The 24,070-nt window shown below is 47.1% G+C and carries 15 protein-coding genes; 6 read left to right on the top strand and 9 right to left on the bottom strand.

Features of this window, described 5'->3' with window-relative positions; genetic code table 11:
• Positions 1–317 precede the first annotated feature (317 nt).
• Positions 318–2,471, bottom strand: a complete 2,154-nt coding sequence (gene pta / locus CBX96_RS16555) for a phosphate acetyltransferase (RefSeq protein WP_109287424.1) — start codon at positions 2,469–2,471, stop codon at positions 318–320.
• A 122-nt stretch (positions 2,472–2,593) separates the two neighbouring features.
• Positions 2,594–3,793 carry an acetate kinase gene (gene ackA / locus CBX96_RS16550; RefSeq protein WP_086903899.1) on the bottom strand — a complete coding sequence of 400 codons (1,200 nt, stop codon included), beginning with the start codon at positions 3,791–3,793 and terminating at the stop codon, positions 2,594–2,596.
• A 141-nt stretch (positions 3,794–3,934) separates the two neighbouring features.
• On the opposite strand from ackA, the gene yfbV reads away from it, so the two are divergent.
• Positions 3,935–4,378: a terminus macrodomain insulation protein YfbV gene (yfbV, locus tag CBX96_RS16545; RefSeq protein WP_083757889.1), complete on the top strand. Its 444-nt coding sequence runs from the start codon at positions 3,935–3,937 to the stop codon at positions 4,376–4,378.
• Between the two features lie 15 nt (positions 4,379–4,393).
• Here yfbV and pflA read toward each other — a convergent pair whose 3' ends face one another.
• On the bottom strand, positions 4,394–5,134 hold the full coding sequence (pflA, locus tag CBX96_RS16540; protein WP_109287423.1) for a pyruvate formate lyase 1-activating protein: 741 nt from the start codon (positions 5,132–5,134) through the stop codon (positions 4,394–4,396).
• A gap of 63 nt (positions 5,135–5,197) precedes the next feature.
• Entirely contained in the window at positions 5,198–7,480 is a 2,283-nt protein-coding gene (gene pflB / locus CBX96_RS16535; RefSeq protein WP_109287422.1) for a formate C-acetyltransferase, read from the bottom strand.
• 1,017 nt (positions 7,481–8,497) lie between these two features.
• Here pflB and focA point away from each other — a divergent pair.
• Together focA and yfcC are read left to right on the top strand one after the other, a co-directional pair.
• A complete protein-coding gene (gene focA, locus CBX96_RS16530) occupies positions 8,498–9,472 on the top strand; it encodes a formate transporter FocA (RefSeq protein WP_109287421.1) in 975 nt (324 codons plus the stop codon).
• A gap of 253 nt (positions 9,473–9,725) precedes the next feature.
• The gene (gene yfcC, locus CBX96_RS16525; protein WP_219930420.1) at positions 9,726–11,294 is read left to right on the top strand and encodes a putative basic amino acid antiporter YfcC; all 1,569 of its coding nucleotides are present in this window, start codon (positions 9,726–9,728) and stop codon (positions 11,292–11,294) included.
• A 168-nt stretch (positions 11,295–11,462) separates the two neighbouring features.
• On the opposite strand, the gene CBX96_RS16520 is transcribed toward yfcC, so the two are convergent.
• The 4 genes from CBX96_RS16520 to cysK all read right to left on the bottom strand — a co-directional run bounded on the left by CBX96_RS16520 (position 11,463) and on the right by cysK (position 18,168).
• Entirely contained in the window at positions 11,463–14,177 is a 2,715-nt protein-coding gene (locus CBX96_RS16520; RefSeq protein WP_109287420.1) for a TonB-dependent siderophore receptor, read from the bottom strand.
• A 616-nt stretch (positions 14,178–14,793) separates the two neighbouring features.
• Positions 14,794–15,792 carry a TDT family transporter gene (locus CBX96_RS16515; RefSeq protein WP_109287419.1) on the bottom strand — a complete coding sequence of 333 codons (999 nt, stop codon included), beginning with the start codon at positions 15,790–15,792 and terminating at the stop codon, positions 14,794–14,796.
• Between the two features lie 121 nt (positions 15,793–15,913).
• On the bottom strand, positions 15,914–16,987 hold the full coding sequence (locus CBX96_RS16510; protein WP_109287418.1) for a methyltransferase: 1,074 nt from the start codon (positions 16,985–16,987) through the stop codon (positions 15,914–15,916).
• 212 nt (positions 16,988–17,199) lie between these two features.
• Positions 17,200–18,168, bottom strand: a complete 969-nt coding sequence (cysK, locus tag CBX96_RS16505) for a cysteine synthase A (RefSeq protein ID WP_011622282.1) — start codon at positions 18,166–18,168, stop codon at positions 17,200–17,202.
• Positions 18,169–18,413: 245 nt separating this feature from the next.
• Here cysK and CBX96_RS16500 point away from each other — a divergent pair, with 245 nt between their 5' ends.
• From CBX96_RS16500 to CBX96_RS16490, 3 genes are all read left to right on the top strand, one after another.
• The gene (locus CBX96_RS16500) at positions 18,414–19,742 is read left to right on the top strand and encodes an RDD family protein (RefSeq protein ID WP_109287417.1); all 1,329 of its coding nucleotides are present in this window, start codon (positions 18,414–18,416) and stop codon (positions 19,740–19,742) included.
• Positions 19,739–20,860: a beta-ketoacyl-ACP synthase III gene (locus tag CBX96_RS16495; protein ID WP_109287416.1), complete on the top strand. Its 1,122-nt coding sequence runs from the start codon at positions 19,739–19,741 to the stop codon at positions 20,858–20,860. Before CBX96_RS16500 ends, CBX96_RS16495 begins: the two co-directional genes overlap by 4 nt.
• Before the next feature lie 173 nt (positions 20,861–21,033).
• Positions 21,034–21,483, top strand: coding sequence for a hypothetical protein (locus tag CBX96_RS16490; protein WP_109287415.1), 450 nt, complete (start codon positions 21,034–21,036; stop codon positions 21,481–21,483).
• Between the two features lie 59 nt (positions 21,484–21,542).
• On the opposite strand, the gene CBX96_RS16485 is transcribed toward CBX96_RS16490, so the two are convergent.
• Entirely contained in the window at positions 21,543–23,942 is a 2,400-nt protein-coding gene (locus CBX96_RS16485; RefSeq protein ID WP_181382225.1) for a DUF5916 domain-containing protein, read from the bottom strand.
• Positions 23,943–24,070: the final 128 nt, after the last annotated feature.

Below are 24,070 nucleotides of genomic sequence, written 5' to 3'. Positions count from 1 at the left end.
GTTATCCACAGAATCTGTGGACAACTATGTTGAAGACTAGAGGGATAATTTTTAAGTGGCTGATTGTATATCAATTTATTTGCTGGTTAAAAAGTGACGCTTTTCTGTGACGCCGTTATCCAGGCATTTCCTTGTGGATATTTTCTTAGTTTTTCTCAGTCTATTCACAGCGTGTGAATTTCCCCAAACAGCATTTTTATGACCTTTTGAGGATATTTTAAGCGTTTAATGCTGTCCGCTTTGTGAGCTTTTTCTTTCGGAAATAAAAAAGCACTGAGGAGTTCAGTGCTTTTTTGATGATGCTTTAGCTAAGTATATTAGGCTTTGCTGGCATCGTTTTGTGACGCTTGAATCGCCGTCAGTGCGATAGTGTAGACAATATCGTCCACTAAGGCGCCGCGGGATAAGTCGTTCACAGGCTTACGCATGCCTTGGAGCATGGGGCCGATACTGATGAGGTCAGCACTACGCTGTACAGCTTTGTAAGTGGTGTTGCCCGTGTTGAGATCAGGGAACACGAATACCGTCGCTTGGCCTGCAACAGGGCTGTTAGGCGCCTTAGAGCGAGCCACGTTTGGCATGACGGCCGCATCGTATTGCAGTGGACCGTCGATCACCAGATCAGGACGTTTTTCTTTCGCGATACGGGTTGCTTCACGCACTTTATCCACATCTGAACCAGTACCTGAGTTACCGGTTGAGTAGCTGATCATCGCTACTCTTGGTTCGATGCCGAAGGCCTTGGCAGATTCCGCCGATTGAATCGCGATATCGGCCAGTTGTTCAGCGTTAGGATCGGGGTTAATCGCACAATCACCGTAAACCAGCACTTGGTCTGGCATCAACATAAAGAAGATTGAAGAGACAAGGCTAGAACCCGGTGCCGTTTTGATCAGTTGCAGCGGCGGACGAATCGTATTGGCCGTAGTGTTTACCGCGCCAGAGACGATGCCATCGACTTCGTTTTGCGCCAGCATCATAGTGCCGAGCACCATGTTGTCTTCTAACTGTTCTTTGGCAACGACTTCAGTCAACCCTTTGTTGCGACGCAGATCGAGCATTGGCTCAACATAGCGATCGCGAACTTCATCGGGGTCGACAATCACAACGCCTTCACCCAGAACAACGTCTTGCTGTGCTGCAATACGTTGAATTTCATCTTTTTTACCTAACAGCACGCAACGCGCGATACCCCGTTCGGCACAAATCGCTGCGGCCTTGATGGTACGTGGCTCATCACCCTCAGGCAGTACCACAGTTTTGTGGGCGGCGCGCGCAAGTTCGGTGAGCTTATAACGGAACGCGGGAGGTGATAAGCGATGTTCCCTTGGAGAGTTTTTGGTCACGCTTTCAATCCAGCTCTGATCGATATGGCTGGCGACGTATTCTTGGACTAAATCGATACGTACCGCATCATCCACTGGCACTTCGTGGTCGAAGCGTTGGATGTTTAGTGACGTCTGCCAAGTGTTGGTATCGATCAGGAATACTGGTAAACCTGTCTCGAAGGCCTGTTCGCACAGTTTTAAAATTTCAGGCTCTGGCTCGTAGCTACCAGTGAGCAGCAGGGCACCAATCTTCACGCCGTTCATGGCGGCGAGGCACGCTGACACAATCACATCGGAGCGATCGCCAGAGGTCACCAGCAGTGAGTCTGTCTTAATGTGGTTGACCATATTGGGCAAGCTGCGGGCGCAGAAGGTGACTTTACGCAGACGGCGGGTGTTCATCTCGCCGGCATTGAGAATGCGGGCACGTAAATGCTTCGCCAGATCCGATGCGCGTGGCGCAACCAAATCGAGGTTGTAAGGCACGCTACCTAAAATGCGCAGTGGGCTCTTACCCGGCAGTTGGAACATGATGGACGCATCTGAGCGTTGTACGCCTTGATGATCGAATACTTCCGATAAGTCTGGGCGAGCGCGACCTTCATCGTCTACCGGTGCGCCAATCTTGTTGATCACGGCACCAATCAGACGTTTGTTGTTTTTGCCGCCCCACGAGTTGTAGGCAATTTCGAGGCGGTTCATCAGGCCAGTTGGCGTGTCGCTGCCGGGGGTGGCAATGAAAATCACGTCCGCATCCATTGCCTTGGCGATGGCGTAGTTCACATCGTCGGCAAAGGGATGGTTACGGGTTGGCACTAAGCCTTCAACAATCAGGGTTTCGGTATTGCTGGCGCATTCTGCGGCGCGGGCAATGATTTGCTCCATTAGCACATCGGTTTGATCGGCGCGGATCAGTGCTTCGGCATGGGCCATGTCGAAAGGCTCTAACGGATTGACCGTGGGCGATTTGCTTAAAATCGTGGTCGAGCGCTCTGGGCCATTATCATTAGGACGCAGCTGGGAAATGGGTTTAAAGAATTGGACTTTTACCCCGTGGCGCTCTAACGCGCGCACCATACCTAGGCTTAAGGAGGTCAGGCCAACTCCTGTGCCTATGGGGATTAACATGATATTTCGAGACATAAAAACCTCTAAGTTCGATGGTTTTTGGCAGAGTGAGTCGTCTCTGCTTTGCTTGTGTTTATTTAGCTGTAGGTCGCTAATAATAAAGCCGTTTGGCAGAGCAAACGGCTTGAATCATCTTATTATTTTGTAATGAGTTTAATCGAATCTTCGGCGATAACCCACTCTTCGTTGGTGGGAATGACCATAGCAACAGTACTGTTGTCAGTGGTGATGATGCCTTTTTTACCGAAGCGGGCCGCTTTGTTACGCTCACCATCCACATGGAAATTGAAGATTTGCAGCATGTTGAGCACTTTCTCGCGGATGATGTCGGAGTTTTCGCCGATACCACCGGTAAAGACCACGGCATCTAAACGACCGAGCGGTACAGTGTAAGACGCGATATATTTCGCCAAACGGTAGCAGAAGATTTCCAGTGCTAAGGTCGCGCCTTTGTGACCATCGGCATAACCTTCTTCGATGCCACGGCAATCGTTAGTCAGTTCAGAAATCCCGAGCAAACCACTTTGCTTGTTCATCAGGTTGTTGACTTCTTCCAGTGTGTAACCCAGTTGGTGCACTAAGTGGTAGATGATAGATGGGTCGAGATCGCCACAGCGTGTGCCCATGACTAAACCTTCAAGCGGCGTCAGTCCCATTGAGGTATCAACGCTCTTACCGCCTTTAACCGCCGTCACAGAGGCACCGTTACCTAAGTGTGCGCAGATCACATTGGTTTCTTCTAAAGGTTTGTTCAACACTTTAGCGGCTTCACGGCTAACAAACAGGTGGCTAGTGCCGTGCATACCATAGCGGCGAATACCGTGCTCACGGTACAGCTTGTATGGCAGGGCGTAGATGTACGCGCGCTCAGGCATGCTTTGGTGGAATGCTGTATCGAACACCGCCACTTGTGGCAGTTTAGGGAAAGACGCAATGGCCGCGCGAATACCGATAAGGTGTGCTGGGTTATGCAGTGGCGCCAGTGAAGAACATTCTTCAATACCTTTGATGACATGCTCGTCGATGATCACAGAGCGAGTGAACTTCTCACCGCCGTGTACGATACGGTGACCCACGGCTTGGATCTGTGCGGCTAATTCAGGTTGACCAGCAAGGATTTTATTGACGATAAATTCAACGGCTTCGCGGTGAGCGGTAAATGCACCTAAAGAGGACTCATGCTTTTCACCGTTGATTTTCCATTTAATGCGCGAGTCTTCTAAGCCAAAACACTCGGCTAGGCCAGAGATCTGATCGTCACCTGTTTGCGCGTCAATGACGGCAAATTTGAGTGAAGAGCTACCGCAATTGAGTACTAAAACCAGTTTATTAGACATGTGTAAACCTTTTGCCATTGTGTTTAAATTAACGATTCAAAATCTTGGGAACGCTTGCGTAATTTGCCATCGCAGTCTTGGGGCGCAGTGCCAGATTGTGCTATGGTAAAAGCAGTGTTCCTCTGTTGTAGGTGTCTAAAATTGAGTATCAATATTCTCAAAACCTTAGGTGATGGTCGTCGCTATATGAAGACTTGGCCTATGGTTAGACAACTAGGTTTGTATTTTCCTGAGTATCGGGTGGTACGCGCCACTCAGCTTGCCATTCTGGTGATGCCAGTGCTGGCGATTTTGGCGAGTGTGAGTCAGATTTATACCTATGGTTGGGCGTTTTTACCCCAAGCCCTCACTATCGCGTTGTTCTTTATTAGCCTGCCGTTGCAGGGCTTATTGTGGTTAGGCTGGCGTGCGCGCCATCCATTACCTTTATCGCTGTTCGACTGGAGTAATCAGTTGAGTGCGAAATTGTCTGCCATGGGCATTCATTGCCAATCCTTGGGCGCTAAGGCGTGTTACCTTGATATGGCGCTCATCTTAAAAATAGCCTTTGAGCGCTTAGATGCCAGTTATTGGGAGGAGCTTTAAGCCTCCCTTGGCGTCTTAATAGACCGCGTTAATCCCCTGTGAGCTAAACACGGCTTTAATTTTTTCCATGGTGTCGCGACTCGGTGGTGCAATACCATCGAGTTGATAGGTTTCTCCCATCGCTTCCCACTTGTGTTTACCCAGCTCGTGGTAGGGCAGGAGTTCAACTTTTTCAATATTCTTCATGGGCTTGATAAATTCGGCCAGTTGCAATGCCGAGGCTTCATCGTCGGTAAATCCACCCACGACCACATAACGTATCCAGGTAGGCTGATTGCGTTTGGCGAGATACTCGGCAAATTGCAGCGTTCTGTGGTTACTGACCTTTGTCAGTTCAATGTGTTTATCGTCATTCATTTGTTTGATATCAAGCAACACCAGATCGGTATGATCGAGAAGCTCATCAATCACTGGCGTGTACTTACGCACAAAGCCGTTGGTATCTAAACAGGTATGAATGCCTTCTTTTTTACAGGCTTTAAAAAGTTCGGCGACAAACTCCGCCTGTAATATGGCTTCGCCACCGCTGGCGGTCACACCGCCGTTGCTGGCATCGAGGAAGGGGCGGTAGCTAATGATTTGGCTCATTAACTCGTCGACCTGTACTTCTTTGCCACCATCAAGATCCCAAGTATCACGGTTATGACAATACTGACAGCGCATTAAACAGCCCTGCATAAAGGTGATAAACCGTATGCCTGGACCATCCACTGTGCCAAAGGATTCCACTGAGTGGATCCGACCGGTAACTGCCATTGTGACTCCTGTTGAAATAAGTGAGGCTGTAGCACATTGTACTACAGCCTTACCTAATTTAGCTTACAGACCTTTTGTGAAAGTACGTGTGATCACGTCTTGCTGCTGCTCTGGGGTCAAAGAGTTAAAGCGTACTGCGTAACCCGATACCCGGATGGTCAGTTGCGGATACTTGTCAGGGTTAATGACCGCATCCTCAAGCATTTCACGGTTCATCACGTTAACGTTCAAGTGTTGACCGCCTTCGTGTCCTTCGTTGTGGGCGAAATATCCGTCCATCAACGCCGCCAGGTTAGTACGGCGACCATCTTCATCTTTACCTAGAGCATTAGGTACGATAGAGAAGGTGTAAGAGATACCGTCCTGAGCGTGGGCAAAAGGCAGTTTCGCCACTGAGGTTAAAGAGGCAATCGCACCTTTCTGATCACGGCCGTGCATTGGGTTTGCACCCGGTGCAAATGGCGCACCTGAACGGCGACCGTCTGGCGTGTTACCGGTTTTCTTACCATAAACCACGTTAGAGGTAATGGTCAGAATTGACTGAGTTGGGATAGCGTTGCGGTACATTTTACGGTCGCGGATCTTCGACATAAAACGTTCAACTAGGTCACAGGCGATATCGTCGACGCGTGGGTCGTTGTTACCAAATTTTGGATAATCACCGCTGATCTCAAAGTCGACGGCAATGCCGTTTTCATCACGTACAGGTTTAACTTGAGCGTACTTGATAGCTGACAGTGAGTCGGCTGCGATAGAAAGCCCTGCGATACCACAAGCCATGGTGCGACGTACGTCTCTGTCGTGCAGCGCCATCAGCGCAGCTTCGTAGGAGTACTTGTCGTGCATGTAGTGAATAGCGTTGAGTGCTGTGACATATTGGGTTGCTAACCAATCCATCAGGCCGTCTAAGCGATTCATCACGTCATCGAAGTTCAATACTTCGTCGGTGATGGGGTCGGCTTTTGGCGCGATTTGGATTTTCAGTTTTTCGTCAACGCCGCCGTTGATCGCATACAACATGGTTTTGGCCAAGTTTGCACGGGCGCCGAAGAACTGCATGTGTTTACCCACAACCATTGGGCTCACGCAGCAAGCGATAGCGTAATCGTCAGATTGGAAGTCAGGACGCATTAAGTCATCGTTTTCGTACTGGATAGAGCTGGTGTCGATAGACACTTTCGCACAGTACTTTTTAAAGCCTACAGGCAGTTTGTCAGACCAGAGCACAGTGATGTTTGGCTCTGGGCTTGGGCCCATAGTGTATAAGGTGTTTAAGAAACGGAAGCTGGATTTGGTTACCAGTGTACGGCCATCTAAGCCCATACCGCCGATAGATTCAGTTGCCCAAATTGGGTCGCCTGAGAACAGCTCATCGTATTCTGGAGTACGTAGGAAACGCACCATACGCAGTTTCATCACGAAATGGTCAATCATTTCTTGAGCTTGTTGCTCAGTGATGATGCCGTTTTTCAGATCGCGCTCGATGTAGATATCGAGGAAAGATGAGGTACGGCCTAAAGACATTGCCGCGCCGTTTTGGCTCTTCACAGCGGCTAAATAACCGAAGTAAGTCCATTGGATCGCTTCTTGAGCGTTTGTCGCTGGGCGAGAAATATCGAAACCGTATTTCGCGGCCATTTGTTTCATTTGACCAAGAGCGCGGTGCTGCTCAGCAATTTCTTCACGCAGTTGGATAACGTTAGATAAATCTTCGCCCGCTTCGAACTGCGCTTGCAGTGAGCTGAACTGGGCAAATTTATCTTTCATTAAGAAGTCGATACCGTACAGTGCTACGCGGCGATAGTCACCGATAATACGGCCACGACCATAGGCATCGGGTAAACCGGTTAATACGCCGGATTTACGGCACGCCATGATTTCTGGAGTGTAGACGTCGAATACGCCTTGGTTGTGGGTTTTACGCAGTTCTGAGTAGATGTATTTTACATCGGCGTCGAGTTCGCGGTCGTAAGCGGCACATGAGCCTTCAACCATGCGAATACCACCGTTAGGTAACATAGCGCGCTTGAGCGGCGCATCGGTTTGTAAACCAACGATAGTTTCTAAATCTTTATTGATATAACCCGCGTCATGGGAAGTGATGGTAGAGACCATCTTAGTATCGAAATCAACTGGCGCGTGGGTACGGTTTTCTTGCTTGATGCCTTCCATCACTTTGTCCCACAACTTGGTTGTGGCTTCGGTGGCACCGGCTAGGAATGACTCGTCACCTTCATAGGGAGCATAGTTTTGTTGAATAAAGTCACGTACATTGACTTCAGATTTCCAATCGCCAGGGGTAAAACCTTCCCATGCGTTGGCAAACAGTTCAGTTTTGTCGGTCATCGTACTAATACCTTTTGGTTGAGATAAAGGTCATTGGCGCTCATGGGGCAAACCATGTTGAGTATAGGCCAATCGCTATTTCCTGATTAAAGCTCCCTTCAAGATGACGCCCTATGATGGGAACTGGAACTTGGGGATGTTTATCGCGCCAAGTGTCTGTCTATTGATACCCGATAAGATGACAAATATTCGTTTAACTTGGATTATCGGTTATCGATAACTCTTTTATAAATTGGTAAGACCAATTATCCACGAGCATATTAACATAGCTCTTATACTCTCGCATCTTAAACGGGCGAGTTTGTGCCCGGTTAATCGCAAATTTGCTAGCAAGGTAGCATTTTTTTAGCACAATAAGGTTTAAAGCACGCTTTTGCTGGCCGATTATGGGCCAATGTCATCGCTTATTTGATTGACTGTCGCGCTTTTAACCGATGAAAGCTATCACCGTATCGATTGATTTTGATTGTTTACGATTTAGGCAGCCTTTGGCCTGATAAAACCGCCATCGCAAAAGGCTTGTTTATACGGAATGCTGGGCGGTAGTAGGGCATTTGATAGAAATAAGCCGACATGAAATCGTTTCATTTGAGGGGATGGAAAACATGATTGTTTTTACTTAAATGAATGCAGTTCGAACAAGAGCTTGTCACCAAGTCGTCATCTAGATTATGGAAACTCGGCCTCTATAAGGTTAAATCTGCTTCATCTTAGCTAAAAATGCGCTTTAAAAGCGCCATGGCAAAAAGGTGAAAAGTGATTAAAATTGGTATGACCAATTAACCTTTTGTGTTTATGGCTTCAAAAATTTTACATTTTACCTGTGAATAGCATCACGCTTTGGCAAACTCTGCTTCACGGCCAATGCGATTTGTATGTTACAAAGCGTGACTTTAGTGAGTCATCATTTAAGCAAGTCTTAATGTAAATTTTGATTGGTTTGATCTGCGCTTGGGCGCTGTAGGAGAGACCTATGTTGCAAGTTCGCGTTTGTTTATCGGTTTTGGGAGTACAGTTATGAAAGACTCACATGCTAACGCTCCACAAACATCCTCGACTGGCCATGAGCCAATACAGGTTTCTTCACACTTTAGTTGTTATCACCAAGCCGAAATTTACGGCAAAAGCAAAGTGGTTAAGGCGCCTTGGCAATCCTTTGGTTTAGCAGTATTTGCTGGCGCTTTTATAGCCTTAGCCTTTGTGTTTTACCTGACTGTCACTACGGGTGCTGGTGATAGCGCCTGGGGCTTAGTGCGCTTGGTGGGCGGGATAGCCTTCAGCTTGGGCTTAATTTTGGTGGTGATTTGTGGTGGCGAGCTGTTTACCAGTTCGGTGCTGAGCAGCGTTGCATGGGCGCAAAAACAGGTGACCACCAGTGAATTGCTTAAATGCTGGAGCCGCGTGTATATAGGCAATTTCGTCGGCGCCATGTTAATGGTTGGCTTGATCATGGCGGCGGGCTTATATGAGCTCGATGGCGGTAACTGGGGCTTAAACGCGCTAAAAGTGTCGCAACATAAGCTGCATCATACTTGGGTGCAGGCATTCAGCTTAGGTATTTTATGTAACATGTTGGTGTGTCTGGGCATTTGGATGACCTTCGCTAGCCGCGAATCCCTAACCAAAGCAATTTTACTGATCCTCCCTGTAGCCATGTTTGTCAGCAGTGGCTTTGAGCACAGTATTGCAAACCTGTTTATGGTGCCGCTTGGGATCACTATTCAGTCGGTCGCCAGCCCTGAGTTTTTTGCTTCTTTAGGTGTAACCCAAGAGCAATTTGCCGATTTAACCGTGGCAAACTTTGTATTCAATAACTTAATTCCCGTGACCTTAGGGAACATTGTCGGTGGCGGCGTGATCGTTGGCCTCGGTTATTGGTGGATTGAGCAAGGCCAAATTGCCTTACCCGATCCGCAAAAATCCCATCAGGCACACTTTTTTGCATCGCCTCTGCATACTGAAAAGGCGAAAAATAGCCAAGAAAGTAAGTAAGAGAGTCAGTTACTTAGGTTTGTGATAATTGTTCCTTGAGTGACTGTTTGCCTTAGGCTTATAAAATATGCCCAGTGTTACTGGGCTTTTTTTGCTGTATTCGCCGTTGCAGACATTTTTATGCGGATTGCTTGGGTGTGATAGATGTAAGCATTTTGCGTATTCATGCAAGTGAATGAATATTTTATGTACTGATTTACAGCGCTTTAGTTTATAGTGCGGCCTTTTCCGTTTGACATAAAATGGCGCATCTATGACGACTCCACCCTCGACGACTCAGCCAACAGAAGCAGCTCAGACTGCTATGGCACCATCTGCTTCTCACGCTCCCTCATCCTTTCAAATGCCCGATACCTTAGTGATCATCTTTTTTGTGGCATTACTTGCGGGATTAATGACTTACTTTATTCCGATTGGGTCGTTTCAAACCCAAGAGGTGCATTATCTGGCCGATGGCGTCGATAAAGCGCGGACAGTAGTCGACCCTAATTCATTTGCCTATCAATTGGATGATGCGGGCGAACCTAAGCTGCAACCCGTGGCACTGTTTAAAGGCGAGGGCGGGGTTGGCTTTTTTAACTTCGCCTTTGAGGGCCTAACCTCGGGGTCTAAATGGGGCAGCGCGATTGGCGTGATCATGTTTATGCTAGTGATTGGCGGCTCCTTCGGGGTGGTGATGGCCACAGGCACCATAGATAACGGCATCTTAAAGTTAATCGATAAAACCCGTGGCAATGAAAAGTTATTCATTCCGGTGATATTTACCCTGTTTTCCCTCGGCGGCGCCGTGTTTGGCATGGGAGAAGAGGCCATTGCCTTCGCGATTATTATCTGCCCACTTATGATCCGTTTAGGGTACGACGGCATCACCACTGTGATGGTGACCTATGTGGCGACCCAAATAGGTTTTGCCAGTTCTTGGATGAATCCTTTCAGTGTGGCAATTGCCCAGGGCATTGCGGGGATCCCGGTTCTTTCTGGCAGTGAGTTTCGCTTCCCTATGTGGCTCGGGTTCACATTGCTTGGCATCGTTTTTACCATGCGTTACGCCCATCGCATTCAGCAGCAACCCATTCTTTCCCATAGCTATCAGTCCGATGCTTATTTCCGTGAGCACCATGCTAATACAAAGCTCGAGAGCCGCTTTAATCTTGGGGATGTGTTGGTGCTGTTGTTGTTAGTGTTAACTATGGTGTGGGTGATTTGGGGCGTTGTGGCAAAAGCGTGGTTTATCCCCGAGATCGCCAGCCAGTTTTTTACCATGGGCATAGTGGCCGGCGTTATTGGCTGCGTGTTTAAGCTCAATGGCTTAACGCTTAACAAGGTCGCGCAGAGTTTTAAGGATGGCGCTAAAACCATGTTAGAGCCAGCCCTTTTAGTGGGATGCGCCTCAGGGATTTTACTGCTCCTTGGCGGCGGTACACCGACTGAACCGAGTGTGCTTAATTCGATTCTGAACAGCGCTGGCGGGGTGATTGGCCATCTGCCGGATGCACTTTCGGCGTGGTTTATGTTGTTGTTTCAATCCGTATTCAACTTTTTCGTGACCTCAGGTTCAGGGCAGGCCGCACTGACGATGCCACTAATGGCTCCTCTCTCTGATATCGTTGGTGTGACCCGCCAAGTGGCGGTATTGGCCTTTCAACTAGGCGATGGCCTCACCAATATCATAGTGCCCACCTCAGCATCTTTAATGGCAACCCTTGGCGTATGCCGCGTCGATTGGGGCAACTGGTTGAAATTTGTATGGCGTTTTATGTTACTGCTGATGTTGGTCTCAAGCGTACTGGTGATTGGCGCGCACTATCTTGGATTTAACTAGGTGCCGGGATTTAACTAGGTGCGCGGATTTCGCTGGGCGCTGGGGTTCACCTTAAGCTGCGGGTAAATAGGCGCTAAGGTTAACTCAGTTAATTGGTTAAATAGGAGATAAAAAAACGGCATCCGAGGATGCCGTTTTTGTGTGGTTTTCTATCTTCCTATAGGGAAATTAGAATTTCACTTCACCTTCAATAAACCATTCACGACCACGTGCATCATAAGATGAGCGGTTATAGTGTGGCCAACCCGTGTCTGTTGGGTCAAAGTTTGGTCCAGCATTGAACAAGTTCATTACGCCGCCCGTGACTTTAATTGAATCGGTAATGTTATAAGCCGATGTTAAGTTCCACTTAGTTTGCGAGGCAATTTCGTTTGCACTTTCATCAAACGGTTGACCTTTGTCCAAGGCAGCTTTCTTAAATGATTTATAGCCCACACCATGCATTCTAGCGGTGTGGTAAGCACCTAATGTGGTTTCAAAATCATTAACGTACCAACCTAGAATGATATTGGCCTTGTATTGTGGTAAGCCACCATCGTCAATATCATCATCGATTGCTGCAGTAGGATCGGTCTGACCTTCAGACAGTAAAATATAAGTACCGTTGAAGTTCAATTTCAGTTCGCCAAAATCGCCAACATCCCAGCCATAACCTGCAGTTAAGTCAAGACCACGGACTTTCTGATATGCAAGGTTTTGAGCAACGGTATTAATGTGAGTAATAGTACCTAATGCATCACGGGTGATCATATTTTCGTACGTTTCATACTCACGAGCGGCTTTACTGGCAGAAATGTCACTCACCATGTCATCCAGTTTCCACTCCCAAATGTCTAAAGACGCATTTAGGCTCTCACCACCATAGACGGCACCGATATTGGCCGTGTAGCCTGTTTCAGCTTCTAACTCTTTGTTAGCGCCAGTGGTGATGTCAATGTTCAGCTCGTTACAAATTTTATGAATATTTGGATCCGAGTTTGGCTGAGATGGCGTACCACCTAAGGCTTGGCATTGCTTAAAGTCAATTATGTTACTGTAAGCTTTAGTTGCATCGCCATAAACGCGGTGCATATCTGGAGCGCGGAACACTTTACTCACAGAGCCACGTACCAGCAGTTCATCAATTGGGCGGTATTCAACAGTTAACTGAGGTGAAACGTTACCACCGAAATCATCATATCTGTCATAGCGAAGCGCAGCATCAACAACTAGATTGTCAACAACTGGAAGTTTTAATTCCATGTATGTTGCCCAATAAGAGCGTTCACCTGAACCCGATGAGCCACCACGGCTTAAAATATTGCCTTTTACAGACTCAGAATCAGATTCTGAGGCGTAATCTTGGATGGTGTATTCCGCACCAAAAGCGAAATCAGCTGGACCAGCTGGTAACTCAAATGCTGGACCTGAAATGTTGGCTTGAACGTTTTTCTGAGTCGATTGGGCTTTTTCAAATGGCGTGTACGCAACGCTCTTCACATCATCTTTACTGATTGATGATAATAAAGAACGGCCATTTGTACCTTCGGCTAAGTAGTTGAATAATCCACCAACGGTCGCAAAACCACTGCTGTACACATCAACGTTAGTACGGCCGTAATTGATAGAGGTATCCCATGAGTAATCATCAGCAATCACGCCCTCTAAACCAGCAGTGAAGAAGTAGTTGCGTGTATTGGTTTCGCCACCGCGGTTACCAAACTCGTGTAAGCGACGAATGTATTTATAGTTACCATTTTCGGCATTTTTAAAATCACCACCGAGGCCTGTGCTCTTGTCGAATGTCTTGGTCAGTGAATCATCTAAATCAACACCTAATGTGATTTTGTCTCCAGCAACATTGACTGTGTAGTTATCGATACCCATAGGTTCAATAAGCGTTGTTGATTTCGCTTGTGCAAAATCAAGACGTCCTACAAAGCTTAAATTATCTGTGAGTTCATAGTTAAAGTTAGTCGAACTGATAAAGCGGGTACTTTCTGGTGACAGATCACGCCACTTAGAGCGGTCATAGCCACATGCGCTTCCTGTCCAAAGGAAACCGCCAGCTTCACATTCACTTGCCGTTAGTACACGTTGGCCTTTTGGTATCGTCCCGCCAGCTGGTTTTATGCCTGTAATGCCAGCACCATAAGAGCTGTATTGTGAATATTTACTATAAGGTACTTTGTCAGTATCTAAACCAAAAACGGCACGGTCCGTGGCTGCTAAGCGTTCAGTATCAGTAAGTTCGATAAAGGTCGATACGTTACCACGTTCAGAAGATGAACCCAGAGATAAGGCGATACGGTCACTTTGTCCACCACCTTCAGTGGTGTCACCATGACGATATTTTAAAGCAACGCCTTCGAAGTCTCTTTTTAAAATAATGTTAACTACACCACCAACAGCATCGGCACCATAGATTGCTGAACCGCCAGATTGTAACACTTCGATTCTGGCAACGGCTTCCATTGGTAAGTTTGCAGTATCAACGAAGTTATCAGTACCGCCTGCTGGCTTAGGATATTGATTTAAACGCTTACCGTTAATCAGAGTTAATGTTCTGCTGGCACCTGCGTTACGTAAACTGATTGATGATGCTGCTGGAGTAAAACCATGTACTGACTGAGTAGTCATTGCACCAGTGGTTGAAGTTAGGCTTTGTAATGCATCTTGCACGTTAGTAAAGCCTTGCTTAGCCATATCATCAGCACTTAATACGGTCACTGGTGTTGCAGTTTCCATATCGGTACGTTTAATACGTGAACCTGTTACTTCAATTCGTTCAACTTTAGCACCGTCTTCTGCAGCAATTGCTACTGAAGTTGATAATGCTACAGAGGTTGCTCCACCAATTAACGCAAAGCGAATCGCTTTGGCTAATGTTACATTAGCACGCATTTTATTCTCCCTTACTCTTATTGTTCATTTTTATTTTTATTAAATGGATTCTTTTGTAATGAAAGAGTGTTCCATTTAATTAGGCTCAGGATATAAACACAAGAAAATAACAAGTGCAACAGCCGTTATTTTTGATTAAATGTTAAAAAGTTGATTATGAAAATATTTAACAAGATTTCATATTGTTTATTCTGGCATGTTTTCGTCTTTAAATGGGTTGTTTTGTTTCTTAGTTGTTTGATTTGTTGCTTATTTGTTTTGCTTTGGATTTTATTGGTTTCTTAATTGGTTTTTATTTGTTTCTTGGAATGGTTGCGTTTTATTTTAAAATAAAAATATATATTTTATAGTCCATTGTACTGTTTGATTTTATGGTTTTTGAATTTAATGGTTGGCGTATTGTTTATTTTCTCTCTGGGAAAGTTTTTAAATTGAAAAGGCATCTTTTTATTTTTGATGGAAATTTAAGCAAGGTTTGTGCGTTTTAGATTCTTAAGGAGTGTTAAATAAATATCGGGATTGAATATAAATTCAATCCCGATATTCTGTATGCCATATTATTAAATTATTTTTGTTTATTAATTAATCTATTTAGTTATACGGTTATCTATACTGATTATTTATACTCAACATGCTGGTTGGTAAAAATATAATCAATTGGGTTGGGTAAGTAATGGATTAAATACCGTATAGCGACATAACAAACGACTAAGGTTGCAACACCGAGTTCGAAGTCGGCAAGTAATTTTACCCATTGGCTGAGCTCGTTCATTTGACTAAATTGCGCGAGCCAATGAGCGGTTTTAAACAGTGCCGTCGCGCCGATCACCATGGGAAAGGTGAATGCAGCATAGCCAGGGCTAAAGGGTAATTTGAGCAGATGAAAAAAAGCGAGATAAATCACTGCAGTCATCAATACCGCAATACTGGCCAATACGGCGACCAAGGCAATCGAAGGTTGCTCGCACACAGTTAAGTAGCCCGCTAAGGATAAACTGGCTGGCGCGGCGAGGATGGCAATCGTTGGTTTAGCGGCATCGGGCACGGCCTGACAGAAGATTAATCGATAGAGCATCAATGGCAACATGACTAAATATGCGAACATGCCGAAGGCCAAGATCAAGTTCACTAACCAAGGCGCTCCATTACTTGGGAAGGATACTGCCGCCACTATGATGCCAATGGGTGGCACAAACCAGCTGGGCACCATATGTTCGAGTTGGAAGTCGATAGCGCGGTAGTAAATAAAGGCGCCTAAAAAGATGACATGGATAACAATGGCGGTTAGCCAGAGGGTTAAGCCGGCATGGGGGAAATAATGGCCGAGTAGGTTCGACACTACCATCAAGGCCATGGCGAATGTCGGGATCACACTACCGACGACCGGATGGCTGAGTTCGTTTTTCAGCACAGAGGGATGCAGTATAAATTTTGCCGCAAGCAGCATGAGTAAGACTGAGGCGATGGCTGCCCCTGTCAGTTGGCCCCAACCATTGAGTGAGGGCGCCACACTCTCCCAAGTCCAACCTAAGCTTGCAATCGCGAGGGCGAGTCCGCCCATAGGGCTAGGTAATTTTGCTGCCTGTGCTGTCCAGCGTTTACGTTTTGAAGTCATGTTTGTTACCTCTCAACACTGACATTAATTCGATGTGTCTATCTGTTAATGTCAGTGTATGGTCGAGAGTTTGATAAATAAAATTGATTAATTTTATTCAGAAATTCAAATTTTCTAATGCTTAAGGTTTTCGTTTACACCGCAGCAAAGTATGCCCAAGACCAAGGTTGTCAGTGTCTTCATCGACATATAAGCCCGCTTGATGTAGTAACGTTATCAAGTCCTTAGAGTGGTACATACGGCTATTGCCATTGGCCATTGCAGTAAAATACAAGCTAGTCGCATTGACGCAATAGGCTGAGGCGGCGGAGGGTTGTCTGTCCCAGAAGGTTTCGACAATGAACAACTGACTGTTTGGCGTCATCGCCTGAGCGGTGCGTTGCAAAATACTGAGGATTTGCTCCAAAGAGAAGCAGTCGAGGAACTGGCTCATCCAATAGGTATCGGCGCCTTCGACAAAGGGGCGTGATTCATCGAGCAAATCGGTGGCAAAGGTATGGATCCGCTCGGCAAAGCCATGCTTGGCAGCATTGTCTTTGGCTACGGCTAATTGGCCTGGGAAGTCCATCAGGGTGACTTCAACCTCTGGATCAAACTCGCAGCAGCTTAGCGCCCATTTCCCCGTATTTCCGCCAATATCGACTAAATGCTTGGGCGAATGGGCAAACACTAAGGGTAAAATCTGCGGAAAAGCGTGATCAGAATAATAGTGATCGAAGGCAAACCAGCTGGCCTTTGCCTGAGCAGGTAAATCCTTAAGGGCGGGGTAAATCGTCTGCCAATCGCCAAATACCGCTAAGCCCGCGGGTTTACCCGCGACTAGTGCCTTATCGAGTTGAAACAGTCCCTGATAACACACGTCCTGCACAAAATTGAGGTTAATGGCCGCCATATCATCGTGCAGTAAAAAATAGCCTGTTTTATCGAGCACATAGGCATCGCCATTGAGCCATACCAGTCCCATACTCAATCCCATATCGAGTAAGACGCCAAGGGCATACTCGTTTAACACACTGATTTGCGCGAGTTGGGCAATGCTTACCCCTTGTTCGCCTGCTTGATCAATGGTGGCTAATACTTCAAATTTCAGCAGGCAATGGGCAACCTGAAAACTGATGGGGCCAAAGGCGATTTTTTGCGCCTCAAATTTGGCATCAAAGGCATTTAAGGCTTTCGGGGTGTGATAGAAGGACATAAATTGACTGAGTTTACAAAGAAATACAGCCTTTATAGCGAAGTTAACGGCAAAAGTCAGAGCAGCGATGGAAAACTATGAACTAGCTCCAACTTAGTGGATAAATGCAGATCTAAGGGGCGGTTAAGCGGTGTTCATCGCGATTACCTATAAATTTCAGCCATAAAAATACCCAGACAATGCTGGGTATTTTTGCAGGCCGAATCGCCTGATTACTGAATGTTCTCTTCGTCGCCAAACTGGCCTTGGAACAGTACCGAAGATAAGTAACGCTCGGCAGCCGAAGGCAGGATAACCACAATGTTTTTATCTGCAAATTCAGGCAGAGCCGCGATGCGGTTAGCCGCAACCACAGCTGCACCAGAAGAAATACCGACTAAAATGCCTTCTTCTTGCATTAAGCGGCGCGCCATGTCGATGGCTTCATCGTTGGTGACGGTTTCAACGCGATCGATTAACTCAAGATCTAAGTTACCAGGGATAAAACCTGCGCCAATACCTTGGATTTTGTGCGGACCTGGTTGCACAGGTAATCCCGCTAGGGTTTGGGTGATAACCGGTGAGTCAGCGGGTTCTACCGCAACAGAAGTAATGGCTTTGCCAGCCACTTTTTTCAGGTAACGGCTCACGCCTGTGATAGTACCGCCAGTACCTACACCCGCAACAAACACATCCACAGCACCATCTGTATCGTTCCAAATCTCTGGACCTGTGGTTTTTTCGTGGATTTCAGGGTTAGCAGGGTTATTAAACTGCTGCAGCATAATGTATTTTTCAGGCGCTGATTGACGGATTTCTTCCGCTTTATCGATAGCACCTTTCATGCCTTTTGCACCTTCGGTCAGCACTAGGTTTGCACCTAAGGCTTTAAGCAGTTTACGACGCTCTAAGCTCATTGTATTTGGCATAGTTAACGTCAGCTTGTAACCACGGGCGGCCGCCACATAGGCTAAGGCAATCCCGGTATTACCTGAGGTAGGCTCAATCAGTTCGTGATCTTTGGTGAGCAGGCCTTTTTTCTCGGCATCCCAAATCATATTGGCACCGATACGGCATTTGACACTGAAACTTGGATTACGTGCTTCGACCTTTGCCAGCACTTTACCTTGGCTTACGCGGTTTAAACGCACTAACGGGGTGTTGCCAATAGTATATGAATTGTCTTCGAAAATTTTGCTCATGGATTGCTTGCTCCTATGTTTGCACTATTGAATCATAATCGCCTGTGGCGCATTTAGAAGTGATTGTTTGTTCTTCTTTATTCGATTTGGTTATTAAAGATAATCCTGTTATTCGCAAAGCCCAATTGGCTGTGGGTTTAACTGTGTTAACCTCTTGCTAACATCAATAAAAAATTACGCGTATAAAAGAATAACCACTTGATGTTTCACTTATAAAACCGCTATCGGAACCGGATTGCCATACTATGAAGCAACAACAAACGGACTTGGGCAAAGATCCAAGAACTATGGTCACCCCTAAGGCATTCACTATTGCCGAATCTGTGCTTTACACCCCGCTAGCGACGCCATTAAGGCGGGCGCTGGCGATGTTAATCGACGGTTTATTCATCACTATTTTAGCCGAACAAATGGATTGGCTGTTTGTTCTGCTGGTGGTGGGGATTATTTATATCGAGAAACGCAGTCGCCAATTTGGCCGCTTACTCAAATGGGGCCTTTATGCTGCCATGCTGGGATTAATGCTCTTTAGCTCGGCGGGAAATTTGTGGAATTTCCATCAATCGAATCAATCCACCCGCGAAAAGGTCTCCGCGCCCCAGGATATTAACGCTGTTGTTAAGGCGATTCCAGATCTTGTCTCCCTAGGACTCTGTGACAATACCGATTGTGCTCGTGAACAGATCCGTGCTTTGCAGCAGACACTCGAAAATGTGCCCATGGAGGGAATGTCGGCAGCTGAGCGCCGCGATATGGTATTAGATACTTTAGCGAGCACGGAGTTATCCGATGCCGATAAAGCGCTGTTACGTGATGAAATGATGGCGGGCAGCCTCTGGCCCGAGGTGAAGGTGTTTGAAGTCACCCTAGACTCCACCAAGGGCTCTGTGAAAAATTCAGCAAAGGATTTAGCTAAGGATCCAAACACATTATCATCGCTGCCACAGCTAAATCAGTCGTCCACAGGTAAGCTTGATGCCGTTCCCGTATCTGAACCGCGAACCGATGGATTAGCCCACGTTCAAACCGATAATCGAGCGGCCATGCAAAACGCTCCCTTAGTTCCTGACATCAATCTCAATCCAGCACATCAAACTGAAAGCCGCAACAGTGAAGCCGATGAGGAAGAGAGTGACACCCGCAGTGTGCTGGCGTGGATCAAAGGCTTTATGAGCGATATGGGCTTAGGTTTTGGCTGGGCCGCATTTTACTTCACTGTGTTTACCGCCAAATTTGATGGTCAGACCTTAGGTAAGAAACTCTTAGGCATCCGCGTTATCCAACTCGATGGCGCTAAAATTAGCCTTTGGGGAGCATTTGGCCGTTATGGCGGTTATGCAGCGGGCTTCACGACGGGCTTACTGGGCTTTATGCAGATATTTTGGGATGCCAATCGGCAGGGGATCCAAGATAAAATATCTTCCACAGTCGTGATAGACTTAGCGCAAATGCATAAAAAGCAACAATTAGAGCAGCAACAGGCGCAGGCTGAACACGCATTGGCCGCCGTGCCAACACAGAATAATGCGACGTCTGCTCACCTTACAACAAGCACCCGTTCGGAGCACCTATGAAACAGGTCGTTATTTCTGGCAGCGGTTTATTTACGCCGCCACACAGTATTTCAAATGAAGCTTTGGTGGAGAGCTTCAACGCCTATGTCGATATGTTTAACCTTGAAAATGCAGGATTAATTGAGCAGGGCCATGTCGAGCCGCTGTCTTATTCCTCCAGTGAGTTTATCGAGAAGGCCTCGGGCATCAAACACAGATATGTGATGGTTAAAGACGGTATTCTCGATCCTGAAATCATGATGCCGCTTATTCCTGAGCGCAGCAGTGACGAGTTATCTATGCAGGCCGAAATTGGGGTTGAGGCGGCAGTGATGGCGCTTAAACAAGCGGATGTGAAGGCCGAGCAAATCGATTTAGTGATCGTTGCCTGTGCTTATACGCAGCGCGCTTATCCAGCGATGGCGATTGAAATCCAGCGGACACTGGGGACCCGTGGCTATGGCTACGATATGCAGGTTGCCTGTTCTTCGGCCACCTTTGCCATTGTGGCTGCCGCCAATGCGATTGCAACGGGCTCGGCGTCACGGGTGTTAGTGATTAACCCCGAAATTTGTTCGGCGCAGGTGAACTACCGTGACCGTGACAGTCACTTTATCTTCGGGGATGTGGCGACTGCTATGGTGCTTGAAGAGCAAAGCCTAGTGGCCGCTAATAAGGGCTTTAACATTGTTTCAAGTCGTTGTTTTACAGATTACTCGAACAATATTCGCAGTAATTTCGGTTTTTTAAATCGCTGCGATCCAAGCTCGGCGCATCAGGCGGATAAGTTATTCCACCAACAGGGCCGCAAAGTCTTTAAAGAACTGTTGCCGATGATTTATCAACATTTAGACGAGCATTTGGCCGAGCAATCTCTTACGCCACAGTCCTTTAAACGTTTGTGGTTGCATCAAGCCAACATCAATATGAACCAATTTGTGGTGAAAAAGCTGCTAGGGGATGAGGTAACGCCTGAGCAAGCGCCCGTAGTGCTCGACGAGTATGCCAATACCGCCTCCGCTGGCTCTGTGATTGCCTTCCATAAATATTCCGCTGACTTTAATGCGGGCGATTTAGGGCTATTAAGCTCCTTTGGTGCGGGTTACTCCATCGGTAGCGTGATCCTGCAAAAACGCTAAATTGACTAAAGCCCCATTATCAGTAATGGGGCTTTAGCTTTTATATCAGCATATTGATAAAACGGCTTGATGCGGTACCTTAGCCGAAAATGCCTTTACTCAGACAAGGCAGTTAGCGGCCTAAAAACGCTTTTTTCTTTAAAGCCTCAGTAGCAATACGAGAACCTGTCACCATGACGCTTCTTCATCCTGATTCGGATATTCCGTTTCATCCCAATCCTAGTTGGTTTCTTGGCGCTTTTAATTGTTATGACCGCGAGGAAACGCTCGGGGAAACACTCAATCGCTACGATCCTTTAGATCCCGCGCAGCTGCAAGCACTGTACGATGCTTATGTGTTTGATGAGTTTGGTGAACAGTTAGGATTTACCTCTGCCCACAGGGTCGCAATGGCGACAAATCTAATCGCTGCGCTGAGCGAGACAAACCATGATTTCGCCATTTATTTAGCGATTGATGAAAGCGAGGAGGAATGGTGTTTTCCTTCAACGTGGGTATTCCCTAAGCCACGCTATCCCTTTGAGCAGGCGTATCTTGCGCTGCTGCGACATTGGGGAGTGGAGCTCACTGCAATAGGGATTGCGCTTCCCAGCCCAAGCTTATTGGGTATCCATGAGTCTTAGTTAGCATTCCGATTTAAGCCCACAAGCTTTGCTGCGGGCTTAGTGCAAAACCTTTCAGCCTAAAGTAACCAGGCGTAACTTAGCTTCATAAAATAGGTCTTCTCATCCCGAGTTAGCCGCGTGAGCTCATCATCCGAGGTTAAACTGTCGGAATAGCCCAAATAGAACACGCTCTGGGGATTGAGTTTGTAGCCGTAGAGGATTTCATTCCCTAAGTGCGCCTCTTCGCTATCGGGTGTCGAATACAAATACTGCGCAAGGTTACGCTCGATTTGGGTGTATATGCTCGATAGGCGAATAAAGCTGTGCAGACTTAATTGCCAGTGCAGACGCACATCCGAGAGATTTGCGCTAAAGAGTTTATCCTGCTCGACTTCCATATGTTGATATTGATGGGAAACATCCACCGATAGGCCGTTGGCAATTTTCCATTTGAATATCGGATTGATTAAGGTTTTTGTGCCTAATCGATCGTTAAGGAAGTCAATCTCATCGCCGTAATGGATCTCCAGCTCAAGACTCAGGGCCGAGGTGGGCGTAATCGCGCCGTAAAGCCAGCCTTGGGTTTCTTGGTATTGATTGCTGTTACCTAACACTGCCAGTTGCGCGCTGTCATGGCGTGGGCCGACGCGTTCCCGGGTTTCTATCCCAAAGGATAACTCACTCTGCAGCGTGCCATACATTTCCCAAAAGATTTCAAACTCTTGCTCTAGCTGCTCCCCAGCTTGATTGTGGGTGATATCCCAGTCGCCGCCGAATTTAATCTTGTTAAATACGGTTTCGGGATACCAAATCAAGCCACCACCGGCCATAAAGGTGCGGTAATCAATTTTTTCTACAAAGCCTAAATCGGCGCGAAAATCAGGAGACACGTCGTGGTACTCGCCGTAGGCAAACCAATCGAGGGCGTTGTGTTCATAGGTCAGTTGATACAGGGCGCCACTGAAATCCCGATCCGATTGGCTACGTAACACTTGCTCATTCACTTGGCATTGGCCGAGCTCACAGCTTAACGGCGTTTGGCCGCAGAGTAGCCCTTCTGTCAGTTCTCCCTCCACATTGCCGCAAAACTGTTGATACAGGGCAGTAGGGTAACGTGTCTGCGACTGGGCAACTTGAGCGGTAAAAATATCTTGGGCTGTCGGTTGGTATTTCGCATCTAAGCTCATGACATAATTGTGATAATCATTTTGCTCGGCAAATGCTGTCAGTTGGTTGTCGGCACTGCTCTTGGCCGTAATAAGCCCACCAAAGGAGAAGGTTTTATCCATGTCGAAGCGGTAACGTGCCGCCAGATTGAGGCTTTCCTCCGCTAAGGAGGTGATCTCAGAACTTAAATTCCCTGGCATCAAGAAGGTAGTTTGGCTGTCATTGGCGGCCAGCAATGCCCAAGTGTGTTGCTCGGTTTGGCTGGTGAGTTTAAGCCCATAGTCCGGCGATACAATATTGCGGGTATGCAGCAGATTCACTTGGGTATCGAAGTAGTCTTTATTGTCGAGGAAGAAGGGGCGTTTCTCATCAAAAAACAGCGCAAAAGTGCTGTTGATATCGAGCTGGCCAGCATCAGACTCCACCTGGGAAAAATCGGGATTTATGGTGGCATTTAGCAATGTGCGTGAGTTGATACCCCAGCGTAAATCGAGCCCGGGTTCATAGTTACTCTCGGTTTGCCAGCCATTTGCGCTTTTTTGCTCATTGCGGTTGGCGACAAAGGACGGGGTAATTTGCAGATCTTGCCCTTGCTTGGCGGAGGCTAAGCCCGTGGCGACGCCGAGCTGACAGAGCTGGCAACTGATGTTGCGATCGATTCTATGGGTAGAGATGCGATGGTTTTCATTGCGTGGATAGTAGCGGATCAGCTCAAATCCCCATTCTTGAACGGGCTTTTTATCGTCAAAGTTAAATAGCCGTAATGGCAGCTCGACTTCAACTTGGTAACCCTCGGCGGTGATTTTACCAGCGGTTTTCCAAATGCCATCCCAAGCTTCGCTCTCTTCGCCCGTGAGCTCATTCTCTATCGAGTCTAGTTGCACGCCCAGTGGGTTGATAAAAAACTGATAGGCCAAACGGGCATTGTTAAAGGTATCGAGTTTAATCCCCACCAGATCGTCGCCCCAAAGATTATCCCTGTCCTTGAGGGTGGCGCGGATATGTTGTGGCAGACTGTCTTTGGCGGTAAAGGCCACAAATAGGCTGGTTTGGGTCGCGTAGATTCTGGCCTCGGTGTAAACGGGCGCCGCCGTGTTTTCTCCGGGCTGAGTTTCATAGCGTAGCTCGGCCTGCGCCGCATGCTGCCACACTGCCTCATCAAATTCGCCATCAATATTGGCGGCATCTTCTAAGGTTGGAATCGTTAATTGAAATTGGCTGGCAGAGCCCGCCAAGCTTGGCGAACTGAGAAATACCGCAGTCGATAACACTAAGGGGAGAAACGTCTTCAACAACAAGGCCCAAATCATTCTAAAATGGCGCGCAGTGTGCCAGAAATTGCGCGTTAACAAGAGTGGGCAATTGTTACAAGAATTGTATTAAAAATAGCTGAAAACTAAGGCGGCACTGGATGGCGGGCATCCAGTGCTTTGGGGGG

It is taken from the genome of Shewanella sp. BC20, from assembly GCF_003129585.1.
Classification (GTDB): Bacteria; Pseudomonadota; Gammaproteobacteria; order Enterobacterales; family Shewanellaceae; genus Shewanella; species Shewanella seohaensis.
This window is presented reverse-complemented; position numbering and strand designations above follow the sequence as displayed.